The following is a 19,113-nucleotide window of genomic DNA, read 5'->3' on the forward strand; positions in this document are numbered from 1 at the left end:
CATCATTTCACGAAAGGAAGCAAGATGAAAATTACGCAAGAAGAAGTAACCCACGTTGCCAATCTTTCAAAATTGAAATTCTCTCCAGAAGAGACAGCTGAGTTTGCGACAACTTTATCGAAGATTGTTGATATGGTGGAATTGTTGGAAGAAGTGGACACAACTGGTGTTGCCCCAACAACGACCATGGCGGACCGCAAGACTGTACTGCGTCCGGATGTTGCTGAAAAAGGGACTGACCGTGACCGTTTGTTTAAAAATGTACCTGAAAAAGACAATTACTACATTAAAGTACCAGCTATCCTAGAAGATGGAGGAGATGCCTAATGTCATTCAACAATAAAACCATTGAAGAGTTGCACAATCTCCTTGTCTCTAAGGAAATTTCAGCAACCGAATTGACACAAGCGACCATTGACGATATCAAGGCGCGTGAAGAAGCAGTCAATGCCTTTGTGACAGTAGCAGAAGAAGCTGCCCTTGCACAAGCTAAGGCCATTGACGAAAAAGGAATCGATGCTGACAACCTCCTGTCAGGGATTCCATTCGCTGTCAAAGACAATATCTCTACTGACGGCATTTTGACGACTGCGGCCTCAAAAATGCTCTATAACTACGAGCCTATTTTTGATGCGACAGCGGTTGCTAATGCCAAAGCTAAAGATATGATTGTCATCGGGAAAACTAACATGGATGAATTTGCTATGGGTGGATCTGGTGAGACTTCTTACTATGGATCAACCAAGAATGCTTGGGATCACAGCAAGGTTCCTGGTGGGTCATCTAGTGGTTCGGCAGCAGCTGTAGCTTCAGGTCAAGTCCGTTTGTCTCTTGGTTCAGATACAGGTGGCTCTATCCGCCAACCGGCTGCCTTTAACGGGATTGTTGGCCTTAAGCCAACTTACGGAACGGTTTCTCGTTTCGGTCTCATTGCTTTTGGTAGCTCACTTGACCAGATTGGTACGTTCTCACAAACTGTTAAGGAAAATGCCCAATTGCTCAATGTTATTGCCAGTGAAGATGCTAAGGATTCAACATCTGCGCCAGTCCGCATAGCCGATTTTACTTCTAAGATTGGTCAAGACATCAAAAGTATGAAGATTGCTCTTCCTAAGGAATACCTTGGGGAAGGGATTGACCCAGAAGTTAAAGAAACCATCCTCGATGCGGCTAAGCACTTTGAAAAATTGGGAGCAACAGTCGAGGAAGTCAGCCTGCCTCATTCTAAATACGGGGTTGCTGTCTACTACATCATTGCTTCATCTGAAGCCTCTTCAAACTTGCAACGTTTCGATGGCATTCGCTATGGTTTCCGTGCGGAAGATGCCAAGAACTTGGATGACATCTACGTAAACACTCGTAGCCAAGGCTTTGGTGATGAAGTCAAACGTCGTATCATGCTGGGTACCTTTAGTTTGTCATCTGGTTACTACGATGCTTACTACAAGAAAGCTGGTCAAGTTCGTACCCTCATTATCCAAGACTTCGAAAAAGTCTTTGCGGATTACGATCTCATCCTTGGTCCTACAGCTCCAAGCGTAGCTTTCGATTTGGATACGCTCAATCATGATCCTGTTGCCATGTACTTGGCGGACTTGTTGACCATTCCAGTTAACTTGGCAGGTCTTCCAGGGATTTCGATTCCTGCAGGTTTTGCGCAAGGTCTTCCAGTTGGTTTGCAGTTGATTGGTCCTAAGTATTCTGAAGAGACCATCTATCAAGCTGCAGCTGCTTTTGAAGCTACAACGGATTACCATAAGCAACAACCCGTGATTTTTGGAGGTGACAATTAATGAACTTTGAAACAGTCATCGGACTTGAAGTCCACGTTGAATTGAATACAAACTCAAAAATTTTCTCACCAACCTCTGCTCACTTTGGGAACGAACAAAATACCAATACTAATGTGATCGACTGGTCTTTCCCAGGGGTACTTCCTGTCTTGAACAAGGGTGTTGTGGACGCTGGAATCAAGGCCGCTTTGGCGCTGAATATGGATATCCACCAGCACATGCACTTTGACCGTAAGAACTACTTCTATCCTGATAATCCAAAAGCCTACCAAATTTCGCAATTTGACGAGCCAATCGGTTATAACGGTTGGATTGAAGTGCAATTGGAAGACGGAACAACTAAGAAAATCGGGATTGAACGGGCTCACTTGGAAGAAGATGCCGGTAAGAACACGCATGGAACAGACGGTTTCTCTTATGTTGACCTTAACCGTCAAGGGGTGCCATTGATCGAGATTGTATCTGAAGCCGATATGCGTTCTCCTGAAGAAGCCTACGCTTATTTGACAGCTCTCAAAGAAGTCATCCAATACACAGGCATTTCTGATGTCAAGATGGAAGAAGGATCTATGCGTGTGGATGCCAATATTTCCCTTCGTCCATATGGTCAAGAGGAATTTGGTACCAAGACGGAGTTGAAAAACTTGAACTCCTTCTCGAATGTCCGCAAAGGTCTTGAATACGAAGTGCAACGTCAAGCGAAAATCTTGCGCTCAGGTGGTGTCATTCGTCAAGAAACACGCCGTTATGATGAAGCCAGCAAGAGCACAATCCTTATGCGTGTCAAAGAAGGAGCAGCGGATTACCGTTACTTCCCAGAACCAGACCTTCCATTGTTTGAAATCTCAGATGAGTGGATTGAGGAAATGCGTACGGAGTTACCAGAATTTCCAAAAGACCGCCGTGCTCGCTATGTGGCAGAGCTTGGTTTGTCTGACTATGATGCCAACCAATTGACAGCTACGAAGGTTACTTCTGACTTCTTTGAAGCAGCCGTAGCCCTTGGTGGAGACGCCAAACAAGTCTCTAACTGGCTTCAAGGTGAAGTCGCTCAGTTCTTGAACGCAGAAGGCAAAACGCTTGAAGAAATTCAATTGACACCCGAAAACTTGGTAGAAATGATTGCTATCATCGAAGATGGCACCATCTCATCTAAGATTGCCAAGAAAGTATTCGTTCATTTGGCGAAAAACGGTGGCGGTGCGCGTGAATACGTCGAAAAAGCTGGATTGGTACAGATTTCAGATCCTGAAGTCTTGATTCCAATCATCCACCAAGTCTTTGCAGATAATGAAGCAGCCGTAGCCGACTTCAAGTCAGGTAAACGTAATGCTGACAAGGCCTTCACAGGCTTCCTCATGAAAGCAACTAAAGGCCAAGCAAACCCACAAGTAGCCCTCAAGTTACTTGCCCAAGAATTGGCTAAGTTGAAAAAAGATTGATAAATAAAGAACCAGCCGAAAGGTTGGTTCTTTATTTGCAATATTTGTGTTAGACTAGTCAAGAATTTTATTATAAATAGATTTTAGGAGTTACCCCATGAACAAATTCTTAAGAGTCCTTTTTATCCTCGTCATCCTCGCCATGACTGATGCTATTATTTTTCAGCTATTCTTCCCAACTTATATGGGAAGTCATTCGGGTTACGGCATTTCTGTCGGATGGCAGAGGGAGATTGGTATTTGGAATGTAACAGTTCTTGTCATCCTGATTACTGTCAATCTCAAGTACGATTGGTTTTATTTGAGAGCTGTTCTAATGTCTTTGATTATTGGAGGTCTTGGGATTGGGACTAATCATTTCCTTAGCTATCTTCAATACCGTCACTCAGTCAACGCTATTGGTGCACTTGAAAATTATCTTTTAGTTCTTGGCTGGATTATAGGTTGGTAGCTTGAAAATTCCTCAAGAAAAAGAGTATAATTTTTCTGAAGTTATCTACTGACTTACGACTCCTTGTGTTATAATAAATAGGCATTATCATAATCGAGGAAAACACATGTCTAAACAATTAAAAGGGAGTCTGATGATCTTGGTTGCTGGAATTGCTTGGGGATTTTCAGGAGTTTCGGGTCAATACCTGATGACTCATGGGATTAATGTTAATCTTTTAACGAGTTTACGTTTAATTATAGCTGGGATTTTGCTGACAGCTTCGGTCTTTTTTAGGCAGTCAGACAAATTAGTTTCAGCACTTAAAGATAAGAAAACCTTAGTAAGTATCGCCTTATTTGCACTCTTTGGTCTGGTCTTGAATCAGTATGCCTATCTTAGTGCCATTCAGCATACCAATGCAGGGACTGCGACGGTCTTGCAGTATGTCACGCCAGTACTCATTCTGACTTTCGTGTGTGCTAAGAACCGTAGATTTCCAATGGTTTCAGAGTTGGTAGCGATTATCATGGCTATTGCGGGAACCTTTATTATCGCAACGCATGGTCAGGTGACAGAGCTGGCCATTACGCCTATCGGCTTGTTCTGGGGCCTCTTTTCGGCAGTGACCTATGCACTTTATATCTTACTGCCTGCTAAGGCCATTGAAAAATGGGGCAGTTTGATTGTTATTGGCCTAGGCATGTTACTTGGTGGTTTGGTCTTTCCGATTGCTATCCAAGCTTGGAAGTATAAACTTCCTTTGACCGGTGAAAATCTCTTAGCGCTTTTTGGTTTGGTCTTCATTGGGACAGTCTTTGCTTACACCATTTTCCTTAGGGGGACGGCCATGGTTGGAGCTGTCAAAGGGAGTCTTTTAGCCTCGGTGGAACCCGTAGCATCGGTCATTTTGACCGTATTAATTATGGGTGACCGCTTCTTTGCCATTGATGTGGTTGGAATGATTTTAATTGTTCTTGCTGTCATCATCATATCGCTTAAAAATTTAGTTGCCCTAACAAAAGGAAAAATTCAGAGATAAGAATGGAGCCTGAGTGATTTTGGTTCTTTTCTTTATTGTTCTGTAAAGGTTGTTCTTAAAAAATAGGACTTAAGTTCCACACATAAAGCTTAAAAATATGGTAAAATAAGAAGTAAACTAACACTTTGGAGAGAAAATGAGTATAGACGATTATAGGCCCCAGTTTATGGTGGAGGCTGTTTATGATTTGAAACCTGACCAGCTACGTGAACACGGTATTCGTACCGTCTTGGTCGATTTGGACAATACCTTGATTGCTTGGAACAACCCTGATGGGACTCCTGAGCTACGAGCTTGGTTAGATGAGATGACAGAGGCTGACATTCCAGTGGTTGTGGTCTCCAACAATAAACATAAACGTGTTGAACGTGCAGTTGCCAATTTCCATGTAGATTTCGTGAGTCGTGCCATGAAGCCTTTCACTAAAGGCATTAATGAAGCGATTGAACGCTATCACTTTAACCGTGAAGAGGTTGTAATGGTGGGTGACCAGCTCATGACTGACATTAGGGCTAGCCACCGAGCAGGTATTCGCTCGATTTTGGTTAAGCCTTTGGTGAAATCCGATTCTTGGGTAACCAAGTTTAACCGTTGGCGTGAACGTCGCATGTGGAAAAAGATTGAAAAAGCATATGGTCCAATGACCTTCAACAAAGGAATTTAATGGAAGAATTATTTTGTATTGGGTGTGGAGCCCAAATTCAAACAGAGGATAAAGAAAAAGCAGGTTTCACACCTGCTAGCTCTATTAAAAAGGCCGAGGAAACAGGTGAGCTATACTGCCAGCGCTGTTTCCGTCTTCGTCATTACAATGAGATTGTGGATGTCCACATCACTGATGATGAATTTTTAAAATTACTTCATGAAGTTGGTGATAGTGATGCCCTCGTTGTTAATGTTGTTGATATTTTCGATTTTAATGGATCAATCATCCCAGGCTTATCGCGCTTTGTTTCGGGTAATGATGTGCTCTTGGTTGGAAATAAAAAGGATATCCTACCTAAATCCGTTAAAGACGGTAAGGTAACTCAATGGTTAACAGAACGTGCCCACGAAGAAGGGATGCGTCCTGTGGATGTCATGTTGACATCTGCTCAAAATCATCATGCTATTAAAGAGCTGATTCAACGTATTGAAGCCCTCCGTAAGGGTCGTGATGTCTATGTTGTTGGTGTTACGAATGTTGGTAAATCAACCTTAATCAATGCCATCATCAAAGAAATTACTGGTGATAAGGATGTTATCACAACCTCTCGTTTCCCAGGAACGACCCTTGATAAGATTGAAATCCCATTAGATGATGGTAGCTATATTTTTGATACACCAGGAATTATACACCGTCACCAGATGGCGCACTATCTGTCAGCTAAGGACCTCAAATACGTTAGTCCTAAGAAGGAAATCAAACCGAAGACTTATCAGTTAAATGCAGGCCAAACCCTATTTCTAGGTGGACTAGGACGTTTTGACTTCATTGATGGTGATAAACAAGGTTTTACAGCCTTCTTTGACAATAATCTAAAGCTTCACCGTACCAAACTTGACGGCGCAGATGCCTTTTATGACAAGCACGTTGGAAGTCTCCTTATGCCACCTGGGCCTAAGGAATTGGCTGATTTTCCAAAACTAGTCCGTCACGAGTTCACTATCAAAGATAAGACAGACGTTGTCTTTTCAGGATTAGGCTGGATTCGTGTTCAAGGGAAAGCAGACCAACCAACCATCGTTGCTGCCTGGGCACCAGAAGGCGTTGGTGTCGTTGTGCGAAAAGCAATTATTTAAACCTAATGAAGCAGTTAAAAGTATAAAAAAGTCTTTTCAATGATCATGAAGTTTGCCTAGAGTTAAGCCATAAGCAAACAATGTGTTTTTCGCCCTGATAGTAATCCAAGCAACATACTATGTTACGTGGATTCGAAATTTTTGAAACTTTAAGCTCAAAAAATTAGCCATGGAACCCAAAGTTTACGAGCGGCCCTATCATCTAAGAAAAACATCAAAAAATTAAAAAGGAATAAACATGTCACTAACATCAAAACAACGTGCCTTCCTCAAATCGGAAGCCCACACCCTTAAACCTATTGTACAAATTGGGAAAAACGGTCTTAACGATCATATCAAAACTAGCGTTCGTAACGCCCTTGATGCCCGTGAGTTAATTAAGGTAACCCTTCTTCAAAATACTATGGAAGATATCCATGAAGTTGCTGAAATTTTGGAAGAAGAAATCGGCTGTGATACAGTCCTCAAGATTGGACGTATCTTGATTCTTTACAAGGAATCTGCTAAAAAAGAAAATCGTAAGTTGTCACCAAATGTTAAAGCCATCCAAAAATAGTTGCTGACGTTACTTGGTGAAGGACAAATTAAGGTATAGAAACACTTTTAAAGCATTGAAGATATTAAAAAATCATATAATGCTTGAATAAGAGGAGACGAACATGGCATTAGATCTTGTAACCCCGTTTACAAAGGTTCAACTAGAGGAAGAAATTAAAGATACCGGCCGTAAGCAGGTTGGAATATTAGGTGGAAATTTCAATCCTGTTCACAATGCCCACCTGGTTGTTGCAGACCAGGTGCGTCAGCAGTTAGGTCTCGATGAAGTTCTTCTTATGCCTGAATTTGAGCCCCCTCATATCGATAAAAAAGAGACTATTGATGAAAAGCATCGCCTTAATATGCTTATGTTGGCTATTAACGGCATCCCAGGTTTGGATATTGAAACCATCGAGTTGGAACGTAAGGGAATCAGCTATACCTATGACACCATGAAGCTCTTGACAGAGGCTAATCCTGATACGGATTATTACTTTATTATTGGAGCTGATATGGTCGAGTACCTACCAAAATGGCACCGTATTGATGAACTTATCGAGATGGTTCAATTTGTTGGTGTACCGCGTCCTAAGTATAAGGCTGGAACCTCATATCCTGTTATCTGGGTTGATGTGCCCCTTATGGATATTAGTTCAAGTGCAGTCAGATCCTACATTAAGAAGGATCGTACACCTAACTTCATGGTACCGCAGTCTGTACTTGCCTACATCAAGAAAGCGGGGCTCTATAAATGACCTATGAAAAATACCTTGACTTTTCTCGTGATGAACTCCTTGAAAAAGTTAGAGCGGTTATGAGTCCTAAACGCTTTAGTCATGTTTTGGGTGTTGAGCAAGCTGCTATTGCTCTTGCTGAAAAGTATGGTTACGATACTGAAAAAGCTGGTTTAGCTGGCCTCCTTCATGATTATGCCAAGGAACTTCCAGACCAGGAATTCATAGAGCTAATCGATAAGTATGAGCTCGATCCTGAATTGAAAAAATGGGGAAACAATATCTGGCATGGCATGGTTGGGATTTACAAAATCCAAGAAGATTTGGGTTTAACTGATTCTGAGATTCTACGCAGTATTGAAATCCATACTGTCGGAAGTCATGAAATGTCAATCCTAGATAAAATTGTCTATGTGGCTGACTATATTGAGCATAACCGTAATTTCCCTTTGGTAGAGGAAGCTAGACAAGTAGCAAAGCAATCTTTGGATAAAGCAGTTGCTTTTGAAACAGTCCATACGGTAGAACACTTGGCGCACCAGGCCTTGCCGATTTATCCCAAAACTCTTGAAACCTATAATGCTTTTGTGAGTTACTTAAAAGATTAATAATTAATTACTGGAGAATACAATTGACTAAAGAAGAATTACTTGAATTGGTTGTCAAAGCTGCTGATGAAAAGCGAGCTGAAGACATCGTTGCCCTAGATTTGTATGGTCTTACTAGCCTAACAGATTACTTTGTTATTTTGAGTGCAATGAATAGCCGTCAGTTGGAAGCTATTGCCGACAACATCCGTGAGAAAGTTAAAGAAGCTGGTGTGGACGCTAGTCACATGGAAGGTGACAATAAGGGAGGCTGGATTCTTTTGGATCTTAACGACGTCGTTGTTCACATCTTTACAGAAGATGAGCGTGCACACTATAACCTCGAAAAACTCTGGCATGAAGCACTAATGGTAGATGTGTCAGCCTATTTGGCATAAGAAATTGAACTCAGTTAGCGATAACTGGGTTTTGTTGCTTAATTGAAAATCTAATGGAAAGAAAGGATAGGGTGTCGTGTTTAGTTAATTTTATAAACTTAACACGAGCTCAAAGCTATGAGAAAAAGAAAAACTTCCTTTGTATCTAGTGATACGGCAGAAAGTTTCCTATTTTCTCTCTGCTTTTAACGCTCTTTGTATCCTAGAAAGGATTTGAACCCGTCCTGTAATCGTCGGAAAATAGATAGCTTTGGCTTGGATCAGGATTCCAAGTCAAAGCTTCTAATTTTCATTCCAATTACGGACAGACTTGGTATCATGATTATGGCTACTTATGAAACTTTTGCGGCGGTCTACGACGCTGTTATGGATGACAGTCTTTACGATTTGTGGACGGATTTTTCCCTCCGTCATTTGCCAAAGACTATGGACAAAAAGAAATTGCTTGAATTGGCTTGTGGAACAGGGATTCAATCTGTACGTTTTTCTCAAGCTGGTTTTGATGTCACTGGACTTGATTTGAGTGCTGATATGTTGAAAATTGCTCAGAAGCGTGCGTCTTCTGCCAAGCAGAAAATTGATTTTATTGAAGGCAATATGTTGGATTTATCGCAAGCTGGCAAGTATGATTTTGTGACCTGCTACTCAGATTCAATCTGCTATATGCAGGATGAAGTAGAGGTTGGAGACGTCTTCAAAGAGGTTTACAATGCACTCAATGAGGATGGCGTCTTTATATTTGATGTACACTCAACCTATCAAACTGATGAAGTTTTCCCTGGCTATTCTTACCATGAAAATGCTGAGGATTTTGCTATGCTCTGGGATACTTATGAGGATGCGGCTCCGCATTCTGTAGTTCATGAATTGACCTTCTTTCTCCAAGAGGAAGATGGAAGCTTTAGCCGTCATGATGAGGTGCACGAGGAGCGTACCTATGAGGTCTTGACTTATGATATCTTGCTAGAGCAGGCTGGCTTCAAATCTTTCAAGCTTTACGCCGATTTCGAGGATAAGGAACCGACTGAAACTAGTGCACGTTGGTTCTTTGTCGCCCAAAAGTAAGAGCCTATGACAGTTACAGGTATTATTGCTGAGTTCAATCCTTTTCATAACGGCCACAAGTATCTCTTGGATCATGCTGAAGGCATAAAAATTGTTGCCATGTCTGGGAACTTTGTTCAGCGAGGTGAGCCAGCTATTGTGGATAAGTGGATTAGAGCTCAGATGGCTTTGGAAAATGGAGCAGATCTCGTGGTTGAGTTGCCCTTCTTTACGGCAGTCCAGTCTGCCGATTATTTTGCATCTGGGGCTGTCGATGTCTTGTCTCGACTGGGAATTGATAGTCTTACTTTTGGCACGGAAGAAGTCCTAGACTATCAGACTATAGCAGATGTCTATTCTGAAAAGTCAGAGGAAATGGAAGCCTTTGTGGAAAGTTTACCGAGTGACTTGTCTTATCCACAAAAGACGCAAAAAATGTGGGAAAAGTTTGCTGGTGTGGATTTTACTGGCAATACACCCAACCATATCCTAGGATTAGCCTATGCCAAAGCTTGTGCGGGTAAGGGCATTACGTTGAATCCTATCCAGAGACAAGGGGCTGGCTATCATTCCTTAGACAAGGAAGTATCTTTCGCCTCGGCGACCAGTCTACGTCTCCACAAAGAAGATAGTGATTTTGTGGATAAGTTCATGCCCAATAGCAAACTTTTTCAAACTTCTCCACAGGTCTCTTGGGATAATTATTTCCAATTACTGGTTTATCAGATTCTTACAAACCCCGATTTGACTAGTGTTTTCCAAGTGAATGAAGAGATTGCTAGCCGTTTAAAAGCTGCTGTCCGTGAGATTTCTTCTGTGGAGGAGCTGGTGGATAAGGTAGCGACCAAACGCTATACAAAAGCACGGGTACGTCGTATTTTGACCTATATCTTAGTCGGAGCTGTGGATAATTCTTTGCCTAAATCTATTCATGTCCTTGGATTTTCTCAAAAAGGGCAGTTTCATCTCAAATCTGTGAAAAAGTCTGTGGATATAGTGGCTCGTATTGGAAGGAAGCCTTGGGATATGCTTACACAGCAAGCGGATAATGTTTATCAATTAGGTAACCCCGAGCTTTGCGAACAAAACTTTGGACGTGTACCGATTAGAGTAAAATAGTTTTATAAAAGGTCTACCTCTGGTAGGCTCTTTTACTTTTCGTAAACTATTCTCAAAAAGGTCAAATAAGATCAAACAAAACTATTGACCTTTGCTGACTAATGGTGTATTATGATTCCATAAGGATTTAGCTTCCTTATAAGATTGCAGGACTAGCTTAAATACTTGTAAAAAGGTAATTATAGCTTACCTGCAAAAAAAAATACAATAAAGGTCAAAAAAAGTCAAAAATATATTGACCAATACTGACCAATGTTGTATAATATAAACATAGGGAAATGAAATCCTTATAAAGGCTGTCAAAACAGTCCATATACCGATATGAAAAGATTGCAGCTTGTCTGCTTAAATTTTCATTAAAAAGTTCAGTAAAAGTCAAAGCTAAATTCTTGACCCAAGCATATGAAAGGTATATGATAAAGCTTAAGGAAAAGAGTTTCCTTAAGCTACAAGCTTATTTCAGAAAGAAACTTGTAAGTTAGCTATTTTGAGAGATTCACAGAAAGAAGGTGGCTCTTATGCTGAATGATAATTAAATTAATTCAAGACTGTGAAAGTTCTCAGCCTTCTACCAAGAGCAAAACCGGAAATTATTAGAAGAGTAGTTGAGGCTCTAAAAATTTTTAGGGTTTTGGTCAGTAAAAGTCAAATTTTACACATTAACTAAAAAATAACACTTAAAAAATCACAAGAAAACACAGTATGAGGTGATTATATGAACAACAACTTTAATAATATGGATGATCTTTTCAATCAATTGATGGGTAACATGGGTGGTTTCCGTTCAGAAAGCCGTCGCTACATGATTAACGGTCGTGAAGTGACACCTGAAGAATTTGCAATTTACCGTCAAACAGGTAAATTGCCTGGTAATCAAGGTGAAGCAGTGAACCCAACACAACAACACGGACCTAAACAAGATGGTATTCTTGCTAAGCTTGGTCGTAACTTGACTCAAGAAGCTCGTGAAGGTAAATTGGATCCTGTTATCGGACGTAACAAAGAAATCCAAGAAACTGCCGAAATTTTGTCTCGTCGTACTAAGAATAACCCAGTCCTTGTCGGTGATGCTGGGGTTGGTAAAACAGCTGTAGTTGAAGGTTTGGCACAAGCCATCGTTAATGGTGATGTCCCAGCTGCTATCAAGGATAAAGAAATCATCTCAATTGATATTTCTGCACTTGAAGCTGGTACTCAATACCGTGGTAGCTTTGAAGAAAACATTCAAAACTTGGTAAATGAAGTCAAAGAAGCTGGAAACATTATCCTCTTCTTCGATGAAATTCATCAAATTCTTGGTGCCGGAAGCACTGGCGATGGTCAAGGTTCTAAAGGTCTGGCTGATATCTTGAAACCTGCTCTTTCACGTGGTGAAATAACAGTTATTGGTGCAACAACTCAAGATGAATACCGTAACACTATCTTGAAGAATGCTGCCCTTGCTCGTCGTTTCAACGAAGTTAAGGTCAATGCTCCTTCTCCTGAAGATACCTTCAAGATTCTTCAAGGTATTCGTGATCTTTATGAAAAACACCACAATGTTATCTTGCCAGATGAAGTCTTGAAAGCAGCGGTTGATTTTTCAGTACAATACATTCCACAACGTAGCTTGCCAGATAAGGCTATTGACCTTTTGGACATGACAGCAGCTCACTTGGCAGCACAACATCCAGTAACTGATGTCAATGCTGTTGAACGTGAAATCGAAGAAGAAAAAGCTAAACAAGAAGCTGCAGTTGCTAAAGAAGATTACGAAGCAGCTCTAAATTCTAAGATTCGTATTGAAAAACTTGAAAAGGAAATTGCTAACCATGCAAAAGATCGCAAGGTGACTGCGACTGTAAACGATGTGGCTGAATCCGTAGAACGTATGACTGGTATTCCAGTATCTCAAATGGGTGCATCGGATATCGAACGTTTGAAAGATATGGGTAACCGTTTGCAAGCTAAGGTTATCGGTCAAGATAAGGCCGTTGAAGCAGTGGCACGTTCCATCCGTCGTAATCGTGCAGGATTTGACGAAGGTAACCGTCCAATCGGTAGCTTCCTCTTTGTAGGACCTACTGGTGTTGGTAAAACTGAGTTGGCTAAACAATTGGCCCTTGATTTGTTCGGTACCAAAGATGCTATCATCCGTTTGGACATGTCAGAATACAGCGACCGCACAGCCGTTTCTAAATTGATTGGTACAACAGCTGGTTATGTTGGTTATGATGATAATAGTAATACCTTGACAGAACGTGTTCGTCGTAACCCTTATTCAATCATCCTTCTTGATGAAATTGAAAAGGCAGACCCTCAAGTTATCACCCTTCTCCTCCAAGTTTTGGATGATGGTCGTTTGACTGATGGTCAAGGTAATACTGTAAACTTCAAGAACACAGTCATTATCGCAACTTCAAACGCTGGCTTTGGTTACGAATCTAACTCGACAGAAGATGCTGATAAACCAGAACTCATGGATCGTTTGAAACCTTACTTCCGTCCTGAATTCCTTAACCGTTTCGACGCAGTTATTGAGTTCTCACACTTAGATAAGGAGGACCTTTCTAAGATTGTCGATCTTATGTTGAATGAAGTTAACAAGACTCTTTCTAAGAAAGGCATTGACTTGGCAGTTAGCGAAGCTGCTAAAGCCTATATGACAGAAGAAGGCTATGATGAAGTTATGGGTGCTCGTCCACTCCGTCGTGTGGTTGAACAACAAATCCGTGACAAAGTCACAGACTTCCACTTGGATAACCTTGATGCAAAACACCTAGAAGCTGATATGGAAGATGGTGTCTTAGTTATCAAAGAAAAAGATGCTAAATAAAAAGCATAGGAACTCCTAATCCGATTAATGAAGCAGAGATGTTAGTAGACATCTCTGCTTTTTCTTTTTTATTTAAGACTTTCCTTGGGTGCTACGGACGGAAGCGACTTCCTAACGGAATTCCATTCCTAAGATTTGAGCCTAAGTCTCAAATCTTCCGAGTGAGATAAGCAATATGGTTTCTCTCACCTTTAGCACAGCGGAAAGTCTTGTTTTGGGTATTGCTATGACTTCCATGTTTATTCTTAATTTTAAAATGATATGAAATTATAATAATCTTATGATATGAATAGTTAAAAATATATTATATTTTCAAGAAAATATTGACAGATACTGTCAATAATTATGTGTAAACACTCAAGTAGAGTTGAAGAATGTTAATCAAATAAGCTTTCAAGTGTGTCAGCACATTGGCCAAACCCTTTATGGATGCGTTGATTTTGCTTGAAATTATAATCTTCAAACAGGGTAACTAAATAACGTTCCAGAGCCTCCTCGTTAGGAAAAAGAACCTTCTTTTTCGTTTGACGTTTGATTTCTTTGTTAAGAGACTCAATGAGGTTTGTCGAATAAATGCTATGCCAAATCTGGTAGGGAAACTGATAAAAAGTTAAAAGATTATCCGTATTCTCCAGACTTTCCATGACTTTCCTATACTTTGGTTTCCATTCGGCGATAAAGTTCTCTAAAATTTGCACTGCCATTTCTAAATTTTCAGCACGATAAATCGTTTTAAATTGCTCCAGAATAACCGCTCTATCTGCTCGTTTCACTTTACTAGCTAGATTTCGACTAATATGAATTAAGCAACGTTGTTGTTTAGCTAATGGGTAAGCCTGATTGATAATCTGTTCAAGCCCCTTGAAGCCATCGGTCACTACAAGAGAAACCTGTTGGATTCCTTGGTTTTGAAGCTTGTCTAACAGGGTGGACCAAGAAGCATTGTTTTCATTTGGGGCGATTTCATATCCAAGAACAGCCTTCTGTCCTTCTGGTGTAATGCCAAGTGCGATATGAATACATTCTTTACTAACGGTTCCACGTCTTAAGGGGAGATAGGTTCCGTCAAGAAATAAAACAGAGTAATTGGCTTCTAAGCTTCGCTCATGAAAAGTAGCGACATTCTCCTGAGTTGCTTTTGAGATATTAGAAATTGTGGCAGGACTATAGTGATGACCATACATTCGCTCGATGATATCACTAATTTCTCGAGTCGTTACACCGGTTTGATAGAGTTTGATAACCATCTCTTCCAAGTGGTCATCTCGACGTCCATAAGCGGGAAGCAAAGCTGGACTAAAGTTCCCATTACGATCTCTAGGAATACTCAACTGAACAGTCCCATATTTGGTTTCGAATTTCCGTGCATAGCTTCCGTTACGACTATTCCCAGAATTATAGCCTAATTTATCGTAAGGTTCATACCCTAAAAAGGCTGATAACTCTGCTTGAAGCAGATCATTCATTGCTGTTTCAAGAGAAGTACGGAAAAATTCATCAATATCTTGCTTTTGGGCTAGGAAGTTAAGTAGTTCTGTGGTAAACTGAGTCATAGGAATAAATCTCTTTCTAGTAATGTTTTGCAACTCTACTATAACGGATTTATTCCTTTTTGTGTTTACACAACTTATTTTACACTACCTATTGACAACGTATACACATATATATATATGTTTACAGAAAATTAAATTTAGGTGAAATTATGGTATTCGTATTTTAAAGGTGATAAGATGATAAAGGTAGTTTTATGGATTTTAGCTATTTTAGTTTTTGTAGGAATAGCGATGTTGAACCCCTTAATTGCAGCTGGTATTGTGATTGCAGGATTGTTAATCCAGTTGTTTTTGAAAAAGTAGGAATGCAGGTAAATTTGAATGAAATTAGTTAAAAAAATATTGAATAAAAAAATAGCTTTATGGATTTATCTAATCGTCTTAGTCTTAATTTTAATATTAGGATTCTGGCTAAAACCAGTTCAGAATATTGAGAATGCTTTATCTCATAATCAGCAAACTGAAACTTATTCTAGCATTAAAAAGATAGAAGAGGTTCATGAAGTAGTTTTACTAAATTTAGGAATTCAAAAAATTAAGCCTATTAAGAATAATACAAAGCTATTTGGCACTAAAATTGTAATTCCAGGCTCAGAAAAGCGAGCGATTATTATTCTTAACTATACAGCTAAATTTGGTATAAAGAAAGGAGTTAATATTGAGAGTGATAAGGAACACAATTATAAGGTTAACTTACCTCAATATGAAGTTATTGGTTTTGAGTTAGACAAGAATAAACCTTATAAGTTATATGATACTAGTGGAGAATTACTCAGTGCATTAACCCCAAATGTTGATACTGGTGAGGCTGCTATAAAGGGATTATCAAATAAAGAACAGCAAGACTATTTAAAGGATTACAATGAACTTTTGAATGAATCAGCTGAGAAGTACTACTCTACAATGATTAAATCCTTGGATCATGAAGCAACAGTAACAGTTCAAAGTAAAAAATAAATTTTAGGAGAAAAGATTATGAAAAAGTTAATCACATTTGTTCTTTTGATGTTCGTTGGTATCTGATTAGTGGGATGCCAAAATGATAGTAAAAAGTCAGAGGGAAATCCAAAGGTAAAACAATCAAAGGTTCATACTGCTAAATCAGAACCTTTCCAAGAACTTATTGATAGTTCTAAATCTACGGACGAAATTTATGTTACTGATGATATTACTGTAGGTGAAAAAGGTGATGTTAAGCCTGGCATATATGATATTGAAGTTACGGGTGGTTCAGGAAATATTTTTGGTACAAGAAAATCTGAGGATGGACCACATATAAACTTTCTTGATACTGTCAATAATTATGTGTAAACACTCAAGTAGAGTTGAAGAATGTTAATCAAATAAGCTTTCAAGTGTGTCAGCACATTGGCCAAACCCTTTATGGATGCGTTGATTTTGCTTGAAATTATAATCTTCAAACAGGGTAACTAAATAACGTTCCAGAGCCTCCTCGTTAGGAAAAAGAACCTTCTTTTTCGTTTGACGTTTGATTTCTTTGTTAAGAGACTCAATGAGGTTTGTCGAATAAATGCTATGCCAAATCTGGTAGGGAAACTGATAAAAAGTTAAAAGATTATCCGTATTCTCCAGACTTTCCATGACTTTCCTATACTTTGGTTTCCATTCGGCGATAAAGTTCTCTAAAATTTGCACTGCCATTTCTAAATTTTCAGCACGATAAATCGTTTTAAATTGCTCCAGAATAACCGCTCTATCTGCTCGTTTCACTTTACTAGCTAGATTTCGACTAATATGAATTAAGCAACGTTGTTGTTTAGCTAATGGGTAAGCCTGATTGATAATCTGTTCAAGCCCCTTGAAGCCATCGGTCACTACAAGAGAAACCTGTTGGATTCCTTGGTTTTGAAGCTTGTCTAACAGGGTGGACCAAGAAGCATTGTTTTCATTTGGGGCGATTTCATATCCAAGAACAGCCTTCTGTCCTTCTGGTGTAATGCCAAGTGCGATATGAATACATTCTTTACTAACGGTTCCACGTCTTAAGGGGAGATAGGTTCCGTCAAGAAATAAAACAGAGTAATTGGCTTCTAAGCTTCGCTCATGAAAAGTAGCGACATTCTCCTGAGTTGCTTTTGAGATATTAGAAATTGTGGCAGGACTATAGTGATGACCATACATTCGCTCGATGATATCACTAATTTCTCGAGTCGTTACACCGGTTTGATAGAGTTTGATAACCATCTCTTCCAAGTGGTCATCTCGACGTCCATAAGCGGGAAGCAAAGCTGGACTAAAGTTCCCATTACGATCTCTAGGAATACTCAACTGAACAGTCCCATATTTGGTTTCGAATTTCCGTGCATAGCTTCCGTTACGACTATTCCCAGAATTATAGCCTAATTTATCGTAAGGTTCATACCCTAAAAAGGCTGATAACTCTGCTTGAAGCAGATCATTCATTGCTGTTTCAAGAGAAGTACGGAAAAATTCATCAATATCTTGCTTTTGGGCTAGGAAGTTAAGTAGTTCTGTGGTAAACTGAGTCATAGGAATAAATCTCTTTCTAGTAATGTTTTGCAACTCTACTATAACGGATTTATTCCTTTTTGTGTTTACACAACTTATTTTACACTACCACTTTCTTGCTGGTACAGTTGGAAATGATATAAATTATGCTTCAAAGATTAGACTTATTTTATTTGATGGAGATACTTTACAATTAGAAAACATTTCTAAAGTAAAATTCAATGCAGTAGCTAAGGAAGTTGAACCAAGTAATGAACTTGGTCAGGGAGAATTTATTGTAGGCAGAGATATTAAGGAGGGAACCTACAAATTAAGCACTAACGTTAATCTTGACCCACAATTTAATAATCTCGGTTGGGATGTTACTATTGAAGATTTGGATTCAAACACATCAAAGAGTCAAGAATACAATCCAGGAAATACAGATGTCGTTGTTAAATTAAAGAAAAATCAAGTCCTAAGTATTAATTATACTGGATACGATGAGTCAACAAAGACTGATGATGCTAAATTGATTTTTACAGAATACAAGTAGTTGTCGATTTTGAATCAGTAAAAAAGGTAAGTAGCCTCGTGCTACTTACCTTTATTCTTTATCGTCACTTTGATATTTTTTCAAGTGTTCTTGGATGATGCTGAGTCGGGGTTCTAGGTCTTTTTGGAAGACACGTATTTTATAGCTGAGGTCTTGTTTGATGTCATCAAGCACAAGGTTTTGTTCCTTGATGATGTCAAGGTTGCGTTTGATTCTGTCCAGATCGTGAGAGATATTTTCTCGTGATTGGTTGAGGTCTAGGATCTCTTCTTTGATGTCTTCACGTCGTTTATAGGCGTAGTAGGCACCACAGGCAAGGGTTCCAAGAGCTAGAAGGCGTCCGAGTTTCATTCTGTTACCTCTTTAGCAATGCTGTCAGCAAGGTTTGCTAGGGCAGCGAAGTCAGGTTCATGCTCATCAAAACTCATATGGATACCGTCGTCTGAACCGTAACGAGGTACTAGATGGATATGGGCATGGAAGACAGTCTGTCCAGCAACTTCTTCGTTGTTGTTGAGAACACTCATTCCGATAGCTTTTGTTGCTTTTTGGACGGCACGAGCAATTTTTGGAACACGGCTAAAGACAGTCTCAGCAGTCTCAGCAGACATTTCTAAGATGTTACGAACGTGCTCTTTAGGAATAACCAAGGTATGTCCTTTTGTAGCTTGTGAAATATCGAGGAAGGCTAGAACCTTGTCGTCCTCGTAGACTTTTGATGAAGGGATTTCTCCAGATATAATTTTACAGAAAATACAATTATCCATAATAACGACCTTTCCATGAGTTTTTGTTATAATAGATTATATCAT

At 39.6% G+C, this 19,113-nt stretch carries 22 protein-coding genes; 18 read left to right on the plus strand and 4 right to left on the minus strand.

Annotation, left to right across the window (positions count from 1 at the left end; all coding sequences use genetic code 11):
• Window positions 1-24: 24 nt before the first annotated feature.
• The 14 genes from gatC (at window position 25) to MHH90_RS02045 (ending at window position 13,723) form a co-directional block, all read left to right on the plus strand.
• Window positions 25-327, plus strand: coding sequence for an Asp-tRNA(Asn)/Glu-tRNA(Gln) amidotransferase subunit GatC (gene gatC, locus MHH90_RS01980; protein WP_002884769.1), 303 nt, complete (start codon window positions 25-27; stop codon window positions 325-327).
• Window positions 327-1,793 carry an Asp-tRNA(Asn)/Glu-tRNA(Gln) amidotransferase subunit GatA gene (gene gatA / locus MHH90_RS01985; RefSeq protein ID WP_014608642.1) on the plus strand — a complete coding sequence of 489 codons (1,467 nt, stop codon included), beginning with the start codon at window positions 327-329 and terminating at the stop codon, window positions 1,791-1,793. The genes gatC and gatA overlap by 1 nt, the downstream gene beginning before the upstream one ends.
• On the plus strand, window positions 1,793-3,235 hold the full coding sequence (gatB, locus tag MHH90_RS01990; RefSeq protein WP_113870484.1) for an Asp-tRNA(Asn)/Glu-tRNA(Gln) amidotransferase subunit GatB: 1,443 nt from the start codon (window positions 1,793-1,795) through the stop codon (window positions 3,233-3,235). The genes gatA and gatB overlap by 1 nt, the downstream gene beginning before the upstream one ends.
• A gap of 97 nt (window positions 3,236-3,332) precedes the next feature.
• Window positions 3,333-3,686: a hypothetical protein gene (locus tag MHH90_RS01995; RefSeq protein WP_014727668.1), complete on the plus strand. Its 354-nt coding sequence runs from the start codon at window positions 3,333-3,335 to the stop codon at window positions 3,684-3,686.
• Window positions 3,687-3,792: 106 nt separating this feature from the next.
• Window positions 3,793-4,707 (plus strand): DMT family transporter, encoded by a 915-nt coding sequence (locus MHH90_RS02000; protein ID WP_014727667.1) that lies wholly within the window; start codon window positions 3,793-3,795, stop codon window positions 4,705-4,707.
• A 136-nt stretch (window positions 4,708-4,843) separates the two neighbouring features.
• On the plus strand, window positions 4,844-5,371 hold the full coding sequence (locus tag MHH90_RS02005) for a YqeG family HAD IIIA-type phosphatase (RefSeq protein WP_002951705.1): 528 nt from the start codon (window positions 4,844-4,846) through the stop codon (window positions 5,369-5,371).
• On the plus strand, window positions 5,371-6,489 hold the full coding sequence (yqeH, locus tag MHH90_RS02010; protein WP_002951703.1) for a ribosome biogenesis GTPase YqeH: 1,119 nt from the start codon (window positions 5,371-5,373) through the stop codon (window positions 6,487-6,489). Before MHH90_RS02005 ends, yqeH begins: the two co-directional genes overlap by 1 nt.
• 238 nt (window positions 6,490-6,727) lie before the next feature.
• Window positions 6,728-7,045, plus strand: coding sequence for a ribosome assembly RNA-binding protein YhbY (gene yhbY / locus MHH90_RS02015; RefSeq protein ID WP_002951701.1), 318 nt, complete (start codon window positions 6,728-6,730; stop codon window positions 7,043-7,045).
• A gap of 103 nt (window positions 7,046-7,148) precedes the next feature.
• Window positions 7,149-7,781 (plus strand): nicotinate-nucleotide adenylyltransferase, encoded by a 633-nt coding sequence (locus tag MHH90_RS02020; RefSeq protein ID WP_002951698.1) that lies wholly within the window; start codon window positions 7,149-7,151, stop codon window positions 7,779-7,781.
• Window positions 7,778-8,368: a bis(5'-nucleosyl)-tetraphosphatase (symmetrical) YqeK gene (yqeK, locus tag MHH90_RS02025; protein WP_002951696.1), complete on the plus strand. Its 591-nt coding sequence runs from the start codon at window positions 7,778-7,780 to the stop codon at window positions 8,366-8,368. Before MHH90_RS02020 ends, yqeK begins: the two co-directional genes overlap by 4 nt.
• Window positions 8,369-8,391: 23 nt before the next feature.
• The gene (gene rsfS, locus MHH90_RS02030; RefSeq protein WP_011227491.1) at window positions 8,392-8,745 is read left to right on the plus strand and encodes a ribosome silencing factor; all 354 of its coding nucleotides are present in this window, start codon (window positions 8,392-8,394) and stop codon (window positions 8,743-8,745) included.
• Between the two features lie 324 nt (window positions 8,746-9,069).
• Window positions 9,070-9,810, plus strand: a complete 741-nt coding sequence (locus MHH90_RS02035) for a class I SAM-dependent DNA methyltransferase (RefSeq protein ID WP_277426406.1) — start codon at window positions 9,070-9,072, stop codon at window positions 9,808-9,810.
• Between the two features lie 6 nt (window positions 9,811-9,816).
• Window positions 9,817-10,908 (plus strand): nucleotidyltransferase, encoded by a 1,092-nt coding sequence (locus MHH90_RS02040; RefSeq protein ID WP_011681536.1) that lies wholly within the window; start codon window positions 9,817-9,819, stop codon window positions 10,906-10,908.
• A 715-nt stretch (window positions 10,909-11,623) separates the two neighbouring features.
• A complete protein-coding gene (locus MHH90_RS02045) occupies window positions 11,624-13,723 on the plus strand; it encodes an ATP-dependent Clp protease ATP-binding subunit (protein WP_011681535.1) in 2,100 nt (699 codons plus the stop codon).
• A 377-nt stretch (window positions 13,724-14,100) separates the two neighbouring features.
• On the opposite strand, the gene MHH90_RS02050 is transcribed toward MHH90_RS02045, so the two are convergent.
• Window positions 14,101-15,276, minus strand: coding sequence for an IS256-like element IS1191 family transposase (locus MHH90_RS02050; protein WP_340725732.1), 1,176 nt, complete (start codon window positions 15,274-15,276; stop codon window positions 14,101-14,103).
• Window positions 15,277-15,453: 177 nt separating this feature from the next.
• Here MHH90_RS02050 and MHH90_RS02055 point away from each other — a divergent pair, with 177 nt between their 5' ends.
• The 3 genes from MHH90_RS02055 to MHH90_RS02065 all read left to right on the plus strand — a co-directional run bounded on the left by MHH90_RS02055 (window position 15,454) and on the right by MHH90_RS02065 (window position 16,587).
• The gene (locus MHH90_RS02055; RefSeq protein ID WP_011681534.1) at window positions 15,454-15,579 is read left to right on the plus strand and encodes a hypothetical protein; all 126 of its coding nucleotides are present in this window, start codon (window positions 15,454-15,456) and stop codon (window positions 15,577-15,579) included.
• 18 nt (window positions 15,580-15,597) lie between these two features.
• Window positions 15,598-16,233, plus strand: a complete 636-nt coding sequence (locus MHH90_RS02060) for a DUF4230 domain-containing protein (protein ID WP_011681533.1) — start codon at window positions 15,598-15,600, stop codon at window positions 16,231-16,233.
• A 69-nt stretch (window positions 16,234-16,302) separates the two neighbouring features.
• Window positions 16,303-16,587: a hypothetical protein gene (locus MHH90_RS02065; protein ID WP_445330286.1), complete on the plus strand. Its 285-nt coding sequence runs from the start codon at window positions 16,303-16,305 to the stop codon at window positions 16,585-16,587.
• Window positions 16,588-16,611: 24 nt separating this feature from the next.
• Here the strand turns inward: MHH90_RS02065 and MHH90_RS02070 are convergent, their stop codons facing one another.
• A complete protein-coding gene (locus MHH90_RS02070) occupies window positions 16,612-17,787 on the minus strand; it encodes an IS256-like element IS1191 family transposase (RefSeq protein ID WP_340725732.1) in 1,176 nt (391 codons plus the stop codon).
• Window positions 17,788-17,848: 61 nt separating this feature from the next.
• Between MHH90_RS02070 and MHH90_RS02075 the strand changes: the two genes are divergently transcribed.
• A complete protein-coding gene (locus MHH90_RS02075) occupies window positions 17,849-18,301 on the plus strand; it encodes a hypothetical protein (protein ID WP_340725754.1) in 453 nt (150 codons plus the stop codon).
• Between the two features lie 51 nt (window positions 18,302-18,352).
• Here MHH90_RS02075 and MHH90_RS02080 read toward each other — a convergent pair whose 3' ends face one another.
• Together MHH90_RS02080 and MHH90_RS02085 are read right to left on the minus strand one after the other, a co-directional pair.
• Window positions 18,353-18,652, minus strand: coding sequence for a hypothetical protein (locus MHH90_RS02080; RefSeq protein ID WP_014621895.1), 300 nt, complete (start codon window positions 18,650-18,652; stop codon window positions 18,353-18,355).
• Window positions 18,649-19,068, minus strand: a complete 420-nt coding sequence (locus MHH90_RS02085; protein ID WP_011681530.1) for an HIT family protein — start codon at window positions 19,066-19,068, stop codon at window positions 18,649-18,651. Before MHH90_RS02085 ends, MHH90_RS02080 begins: the two co-directional genes overlap by 4 nt.
• Between the last annotated feature and the right edge of the window lie 45 nt (window positions 19,069-19,113).

Origin of the sequence: Streptococcus sp. FSL E2-3488, assembly GCF_038003585.1 — a bacterium.
In the GTDB taxonomy this organism is placed as follows: Bacteria; Bacillota; Bacilli; order Lactobacillales; family Streptococcaceae; genus Streptococcus; species Streptococcus thermophilus.

Bases quoted from the DNA above. Each gene is read 5' to 3' on its own strand.
- MHH90_RS01995 (WP_014727668.1), top strand. From the start codon at position 3,333: ATGAACAAATTCTTAAGAGTCCTTTTTATCCTCGTCATCCTCGCCATG.
- MHH90_RS02070 (WP_340725732.1), bottom strand. From the start codon at position 17,787: ATGACTCAGTTTACCACAGAACTACTTAACTTCCTAGCCCAAAAGCAA.
- gatA (WP_014608642.1), top strand. From the start codon at position 327: ATGTCATTCAACAATAAAACCATTGAAGAGTTGCACAATCTCCTTGTC.
- MHH90_RS02060 (WP_011681533.1), top strand. From the start codon at position 15,598: ATGAAATTAGTTAAAAAAATATTGAATAAAAAAATAGCTTTATGGATT.
- MHH90_RS02055 (WP_011681534.1), top strand. From the start codon at position 15,454: ATGATAAAGGTAGTTTTATGGATTTTAGCTATTTTAGTTTTTGTAGGA.
- MHH90_RS02005 (WP_002951705.1), top strand. From the start codon at position 4,844: ATGAGTATAGACGATTATAGGCCCCAGTTTATGGTGGAGGCTGTTTAT.
- MHH90_RS02020 (WP_002951698.1), top strand. From the start codon at position 7,149: ATGGCATTAGATCTTGTAACCCCGTTTACAAAGGTTCAACTAGAGGAA.
- gatC (WP_002884769.1), top strand. From the start codon at position 25: ATGAAAATTACGCAAGAAGAAGTAACCCACGTTGCCAATCTTTCAAAA.
- gatB (WP_113870484.1), top strand. From the start codon at position 1,793: ATGAACTTTGAAACAGTCATCGGACTTGAAGTCCACGTTGAATTGAAT.
- MHH90_RS02050 (WP_340725732.1), bottom strand. From the start codon at position 15,276: ATGACTCAGTTTACCACAGAACTACTTAACTTCCTAGCCCAAAAGCAA.
- MHH90_RS02085 (WP_011681530.1), bottom strand. From the start codon at position 19,068: ATGGATAATTGTATTTTCTGTAAAATTATATCTGGAGAAATCCCTTCA.
- MHH90_RS02040 (WP_011681536.1), top strand. From the start codon at position 9,817: ATGACAGTTACAGGTATTATTGCTGAGTTCAATCCTTTTCATAACGGC.
- yqeH (WP_002951703.1), top strand. From the start codon at position 5,371: ATGGAAGAATTATTTTGTATTGGGTGTGGAGCCCAAATTCAAACAGAG.
- MHH90_RS02000 (WP_014727667.1), top strand. From the start codon at position 3,793: ATGTCTAAACAATTAAAAGGGAGTCTGATGATCTTGGTTGCTGGAATT.
- yhbY (WP_002951701.1), top strand. From the start codon at position 6,728: ATGTCACTAACATCAAAACAACGTGCCTTCCTCAAATCGGAAGCCCAC.
- yqeK (WP_002951696.1), top strand. From the start codon at position 7,778: ATGACCTATGAAAAATACCTTGACTTTTCTCGTGATGAACTCCTTGAA.
- MHH90_RS02035 (WP_277426406.1), top strand. From the start codon at position 9,070: ATGGCTACTTATGAAACTTTTGCGGCGGTCTACGACGCTGTTATGGAT.
- MHH90_RS02045 (WP_011681535.1), top strand. From the start codon at position 11,624: ATGAACAACAACTTTAATAATATGGATGATCTTTTCAATCAATTGATG.
- MHH90_RS02080 (WP_014621895.1), bottom strand. From the start codon at position 18,652: ATGAAACTCGGACGCCTTCTAGCTCTTGGAACCCTTGCCTGTGGTGCC.